The organism is Aquisalibacillus elongatus (genome assembly GCF_003843875.1).
GTDB lineage: Bacteria > Bacillota > Bacilli > Bacillales > Alkalibacillaceae > Aquisalibacillus > Aquisalibacillus elongatus.
Genome location: NZ_RKRF01000010.1, coordinates 246,755 through 253,072, shown reverse-complemented (window position 1 = coordinate 253,072; position 6,318 = coordinate 246,755). Strand labels below are relative to the sequence as shown.

At 37.2% G+C, this 6,318-nt stretch carries 8 protein-coding genes; 3 read left to right on the top strand and 5 right to left on the bottom strand.

What is annotated here, in order from left to right:
* Positions 1–206 precede the first annotated feature (206 nt).
* From EDC24_RS11155 to cbpB, 3 genes are all read right to left on the bottom strand, one after another.
* Positions 207–1,322: an N-acetyldiaminopimelate deacetylase gene (locus tag EDC24_RS11155; protein WP_124222579.1), complete on the bottom strand. Its 1,116-nt coding sequence runs from the start codon at positions 1,320–1,322 to the stop codon at positions 207–209.
* Positions 1,323–1,379: 57 nt separating this feature from the next.
* Positions 1,380–2,099, bottom strand: coding sequence for a 2,3,4,5-tetrahydropyridine-2,6-dicarboxylate N-acetyltransferase (gene dapD / locus EDC24_RS11150; RefSeq protein ID WP_124222577.1), 720 nt, complete (start codon positions 2,097–2,099; stop codon positions 1,380–1,382).
* Between the two features lie 69 nt (positions 2,100–2,168).
* Entirely contained in the window at positions 2,169–2,615 is a 447-nt protein-coding gene (gene cbpB / locus EDC24_RS11145; protein WP_124222575.1) for a cyclic-di-AMP-binding protein CbpB, read from the bottom strand.
* 144 nt (positions 2,616–2,759) lie between these two features.
* Here cbpB and trhA point away from each other — a divergent pair, with 144 nt between their 5' ends.
* The gene (trhA, locus tag EDC24_RS11140) at positions 2,760–3,404 is read left to right on the top strand and encodes a PAQR family membrane homeostasis protein TrhA (protein ID WP_124222573.1); all 645 of its coding nucleotides are present in this window, start codon (positions 2,760–2,762) and stop codon (positions 3,402–3,404) included.
* A gap of 69 nt (positions 3,405–3,473) precedes the next feature.
* On the opposite strand, the gene fadH is transcribed toward trhA, so the two are convergent.
* Complete coding sequence (fadH, locus tag EDC24_RS11135; protein ID WP_124222571.1) at positions 3,474–4,238, bottom strand: 2,4-dienoyl-CoA reductase; 765 nt, start codon at positions 4,236–4,238, stop codon at positions 3,474–3,476.
* A 115-nt stretch (positions 4,239–4,353) separates the two neighbouring features.
* Here fadH and EDC24_RS11130 point away from each other — a divergent pair, with 115 nt between their 5' ends.
* Positions 4,354–5,226: a metallophosphoesterase gene (locus EDC24_RS11130; RefSeq protein WP_245998131.1), complete on the top strand. Its 873-nt coding sequence runs from the start codon at positions 4,354–4,356 to the stop codon at positions 5,224–5,226.
* A gap of 96 nt (positions 5,227–5,322) precedes the next feature.
* Entirely contained in the window at positions 5,323–5,916 is a 594-nt protein-coding gene (locus EDC24_RS11125; protein ID WP_170158568.1) for an SCO family protein, read from the top strand.
* 78 nt (positions 5,917–5,994) lie between these two features.
* On the opposite strand, the gene EDC24_RS11120 is transcribed toward EDC24_RS11125, so the two are convergent.
* Complete coding sequence (locus EDC24_RS11120) at positions 5,995–6,186, bottom strand: PLDc N-terminal domain-containing protein (protein ID WP_124222565.1); 192 nt, start codon at positions 6,184–6,186, stop codon at positions 5,995–5,997.
* Positions 6,187–6,318 lie beyond the last annotated feature (132 nt).

Below are 6,318 nucleotides of genomic sequence, written 5' to 3'. Positions count from 1 at the left end.
CTTAACAATTTTTAATTTAAAACTATCACTATATTTTGCCATATGAAAACACCCCAAAAGTTAGATTTTTACTCTAACTTTTGGGGTGCAGTACCTTATCCTGTGGATTCAGAAACAAAAAGCCAATAATATTAAAAACAATATTAGTATTAATAAAATAGTTCTTTTCTTCACGAAGTCTCCCACCATTATAGTGGGTAAGTTCATCACGAATGACTTTTAATTGTTCTTATAACGGCCTCAATGCCAACTTCAATCGCTTCTTCATTTGGATTTAGCTTACTGTTATGAAGACCATATGGCGAGTCAACGCCTAGCCAGAACATAAATCCCGGAATCTCTTTCAGAAAATAGCCAAAGTCCTCGCCAGTCATGGCCTCAGGTGCTTCTTTATATTGAATACTGCTACCATTGAGTGCACGCTTGAATCTCTCGACAAAACGCTCATCATTATGGACCATATAATAATTGGCTCCATAATCCACGCTCGTCGTGCAATCAAAACGTGTCTCAATGCCACTTAATATTCGCTCAATACCACTTTTAACCGTATCCATTGTCTCTGGCTTAATGGTCCGAATGGTTCCTTCTACTCTAGCGTTTTCAGCGATAATGTTTTGAACTGTTCCAGCCTCCATTTTACCAATTGTCACAACGGCAGGATTTAACGGATCGCGCATACGACTAACAAGCTGTTGTGATTGTAAATTAAACGTACTTGCAGCCATGATCATATCTTTAGTTTCATGAGGGTAAGCTGCATGACCACCTTTTCCTTTAAAATCAATAAATAATTCGCTCGTATTCGCAAATAACAACCCTGGCTTAGAACTCACAGTCCCAACAGAAAGCTTTGGATCAATATGTAAGGCAAAAATCCAGTCAGGCTGATACTGCTTGATTGCCTCACTTGCTAACATTGGTTGTGCACCACCTGGCCCTTCTTCTGCCGGTTGGAAAATGAATAATACATGATCCTCTGGTTGGTTGATTGAGAAATGTTCCAAAGCACCAAGAGCAATCGTCATGTGAAAATCATGACCACACGCATGCATATAACCGTCGTGTTGAGAATGAAAATCAAAACTCGTTTCCTCTGTAATTGGTAAGCCATCAATATCCGTACGATACGCCACCGTCTCATCTCCAACTCGACCTTCAACAAACACAAACAGTCCTGTTCGCCATGATTCAATTGTTAAAAATTCTTGAGGAAGACTTTTAATGAAATCCAATAAATACGCTTGTGTTTTAAACTCCTGGAAACCGATCTCTGGAATTTGATGCAGGTCTCTCCTTACCTTGATCCAATCTTGCGCCATAAATCTCTACCTTTCATCGTTAAAAAAGCGGGGGCTGTATAGTCCCCGCTTTTTTCATTAATCATCTAATTTTCGAAGTGCACTCACTACTTCTGTTTTTGTTTTCGTTTGATCGTCAATTTCTTTAACGACTTTAGCAGGCGTACCAGCGACAACTGTATTCGGAGGAACATCTTCCGTTACAATTGCACCAGCTGCAACAACTGACCCTTCTCCAACTGTTACACCTTCTAAAATAACGGCATTCGCACCAATGACAACACCGTCTTCAACCATAACAGGCTTGGCTGATGGTGGCTCTATGACGCCAGCTAATACAGTTCCCGCACCAATATGGCAGTTCTTACCTACTGTTGCGCGACCACCAAGTACAGCATTCATATCAATCATCGTGCCTTCGCCAATCGCCGCTCCAATATTAATGGATGCACCCATCATAATGACAACGCCATCACCAATCTCCACTTGATCACGGATAATAGCACCAGGCTCAATACGTGCATTTATTCCTTTTAAATCTAATAGTGGAATCGCTGAGTTACGACGGTCATTTTCAATGACATAGTCCTCAATTAAATGACTAAACTTCTCAAGGTCTTCTTTAACAACCTTCCACTCGCCGAAAAGTACTCCTGTTTCTTCATCCATAAAAGCCTGAATGTCATCATGGAATTCGATTCCATTCAGCTTTTTGCCTTTTACATAAACTTTAACAGGTGTTGATTTCTTAGCGTTTGAAATGAATTCAATAATTTCATTCGCATCCATCATCTTCATGTTGAATCCTCCAATTACAATATTAAATTTTACTTTACTTTATCAAAGAGCGTATTTGTCTGACAAGCATTATTTGGACTGTTGTTCATAAAATTCATTTCTAAATTGTTTTAAAATCTCTCGTCGAGTGTAAATACCAATCATTTCATCGTCTTGATTAAGTACGCAAGCAAAAGAATGATCGATTAATACGTGGAGTGCTTTTTCTAACGTATCATGCTCAGAAACCGTTGGTACATCTGAATGCATGACATCCTCTACTGTATTTTCATACAACTTATCTACTTCTATTTGTTCGATTCCAAACATAGCCTCGACAATGTCCGATTTGCTTATAATTCCACAAAAACGTCCATTTAAATCTAAGACTGGTACGGCATTGTAGCCTGTTTTTGTTAAGACTAATAACGCGTGTTCGAGTGGGTTTTGAAGTTGGACGTGTGCTACTTTTTCTGCTTCAATCATGTCTCGTTTTACTGGTATTGATGATAAATCAAAGTTCGTTAAATCTAACATTTACTCCCCTCCTTAGTTCTCTAAACAGGAGTAACACCCAAACAATATTTTAACATAAAAGCGCTTTTATAACACATGTTGGTTAAAAGTTATCATTGCAGGGGTTATACGTGTATAATTAAACTAGAGTTATAGAAAGAAGGGATGTTCATGACCCACGAGTTTACCAGAAAAGAGGAGCACATCAACGCCCTCACCCATGGTTTAGGCGCCCTATTAAGTATTGCAGGGTTAGTCATATTAATTGTTTATTCTTCATTGTACGGCAATGTTTGGCACATTGTGTCAGTTACAGTATATGGAACGTCGATGTTAATTATGTATTTATCTTCAACGATTGTACATAGTCTAAGAGACGGTAAGGCTAAAGATTTTTTCTTATTCCTTGACCATTCATCGATTTACTTATTTATCGCAGGGACTTACACACCGATCTTGTTAGTCTTGTTACGCGGTCCTATTGGTTGGACATTATTAGGAGTCATATGGGGCGTAGCGATCTTAGGGATTATCTTTAAAATCTTCTTCGTAAAACGCTTTATGATTGTCTCTACATTGATTTATATATTCTTAGGTTGGTTTATTGTTTTTGTTTGGAACCCATTAGCGGCAGAAATGGCATTAGAAGGATTAGTTTACTTAATTGTTGGTGGTATTTTTTACTCTGTCGGAAGTATTTTTTACATGTGGCGTGGATTTCCATACCACCATGCAGTCTGGCACCTCTTTGTCATTGCCGGTAGTGCGTTCCACTTCTTTGCGATATTATTCTATGTTGTTTTAATATAATTAAAGATCCAGACGATTCGAATGAATCTGTCTGGATCTTTTTTTGACAACGCTATAGTTTGGAATACCTTAAAACGGAAATTGATTCAACCACTGCCCGCCATCTAATGTGACGACTTCCCCGTTCATATATTTAGCATCGTTTAGAATAAAATAAGCTAAATCAGCAATTTCTTCTGGTTCACCTAAGCGCCCTAATGGGACAGAATTCAATGTTCGCTTAGCAGCTTCTTCTGATTCCCATAAACGATCTGCTCCCCCTGTTCGATCAATTGGCCCCGGAGCAATCGCATTCGCTCGAATGCCATATTTTCTGCCCCATTCTACAGCAAGTGTCCTCGTCATCGTTAACACACCGGCTTTTGCGGAGGCTGAATGGATGACTCCAGCTCCAGCATTCCAAGCATAAGTAGCTACCATATTAACGATACTACCTTTAATACCATTATCAATCCAATAATCGCCAACGGCCTTACTGCAGTAGAATGTACCATTTAGAACAATATCAATAACAGAATTCCAGCCATTCACGGAAAGTTTCTCAGTAGGTGCAATAAAATTACCTGCTGCATTATTTACAAGGTGATGGATCGAACCAAATTCATCCACTGTCTCTTTCACCATCCGCTCGACATCTTCCATGTTACGGACATCCATGACAATCGGTAAGACACTTGAATCTTTTTCACTTACAATTTCTTCTTTAGCCGACTGTAATCGTTCCTCATTACGACCCGTAATGACTACTTTCGCTCCTTCATGGGCAAACTTTTTCGCCATGTACTTCCCCATGCCGTTAGATCCACCTGTTACAATTACGACTTCATTTTTCATAAAAATCCCCCTCATCCAAAACTGAATATTCATTCATTTTTCACATATTATCTCATATATAAAATAAAAATACCATGCTATAATAGATTTAAACTGTTTTTAGAGGATGTTCATCATGACTAAAAAATTAACAAGAAGAAGTTTTATTAAAAGGTTAACATTTGGAACCCTTGGGGCAGTTGGTTTGTCCTATGGGGGATATTACTATGCACATGAACTTGAACCAAAATGGTTAAAAACCATTTATAAAGATGTTGCATCGACTAGATTACCTTCATCATTTGATGGGTTTAAAATATTACAAATCACTGATACACATATTGGTTTTCAATATAACTTAGAAGAATTTGAGAAAATGGTTAATCAAGTCAATCATCATTCAGCAGATTTAATTGTGTTTACGGGTGACCTTGCGGATGATCCTTCTCGAATTTCCAGTCAAACACTAGATAAAGTTTCAAACTTACTGTCTAAAATCGAGGCACCTTACGGGAAGTATTGGATTTACGGAAATCATGACCATGGAGGTTTTGGTACGTCCATCATCTATGATTATATGGAGCGAAGTGGGTTTAAATTATTAAAAAATGAAACGGTACAAATAGATAAAGACGGAGAATATATAAACCTTTCAGGGTTAGATGACGTCTTATTAGGACGACCCGATCTAAAAGGTTTAATAGATTCAAGCGAAGTTGATCAGTTTAATGTGCTTTTATGTCATGAACCAGATTATGCTGATGAAGCGAAACAGTATTCATTTGATTTACAATTGTCAGGTCACAGTCACGGCGGACAAATCCAGTTGCCTTTGATCGGATATATTGTAACGCCTGACCTTGGAACAAACTATGTAGAAGGGTCTTACGAGATTGGTGAACGACCACTTCAATTGCAAGTTTCAAGAGGCCTTGGGACGACCAGACTCCCCTTCCGTTTTTTGTGCAGACCTGAAATAAACCTTTATACACTAGTGTCAAAATCTTAAGTGTGTCAACGAATTGTTAAAAATAGGACATGATTTCAATTATAATACACATCCGTTCATGCTAAAATAAAATTGGTTATGATTGGAGTGTTGAAAATGCTTAAAAAATATGGTTTAATCTTTTCTTTCCTTCTTCTTAGTTTCATATTAGTGGCATGTGGAAGTTCTGAAGATGGAAAAGAATATAAACCAGAATTTGATAATGAAGTTGAAGGTTTTAGCTTTACTAATCAAGATGGTGAAACAGTTTCATTAGATGACGTAAAGGGCGATTATTGGATTGCTAATTTAATTTTTACGAATTGTAATACAGTATGTCCACCAATGACATCAAACATGGCACAGTTGCAAGGCATGCTTGATGAAGAGGGGATAGACACAAGGCTTGTATCTTTTTCTGTTGACCCAACAATCGATGATCCTGAAGATTTGAAAGAGTTTGGAGAGAAGCACGGAGCGGAATTTGATAATTGGGATTTTTTAACTGGCTATAGCCAAAAGGATATAGAAAGTTTTGCTTCGAATTCTTTTCAAGCTTTAGTGACGAAAGTAGATGGCGAGGATCAGGTTACACACGATACGAGTTTCATGCTAATATCACCTGATGGCGAAATGATTAATCGTTTCAAAGGAACTCAAATGGATGAAGTAGAGAAAATTGTAGATTACTTAAAAGCGTATAAAAACTAAAATCTTATTCGCGAATAGCTAAATGCTATTCGCATTTTTTTGTCTAATCAAAAAATTAATCCAGGTCTCCAACCTGGATTAATCATTTCTTATAATTAGGTAAACAATGAGACCTAATAATGGGAAAAATAAAGTCCCAATTAGAACAATAATCGCATATTCCTTGCTGTTCCCTTTTTGAATCGAATCACGATAAGCCCAAATACTTGTAAAGATATTTAAAATAAATAATATAAAGATAAAGAAAAAGACCATAAATAAAATTTCCATTTGTAAAACTCCCCTTTTTGTTTAATTTTAAATGTTTTAAATCATATGTAAAGAGGAGTAAAATAAAAACTATGAATTACGATCGGGTCCTGAAATACTGTTTAGTCCTTTTTACAATTAGCGTTATGATCA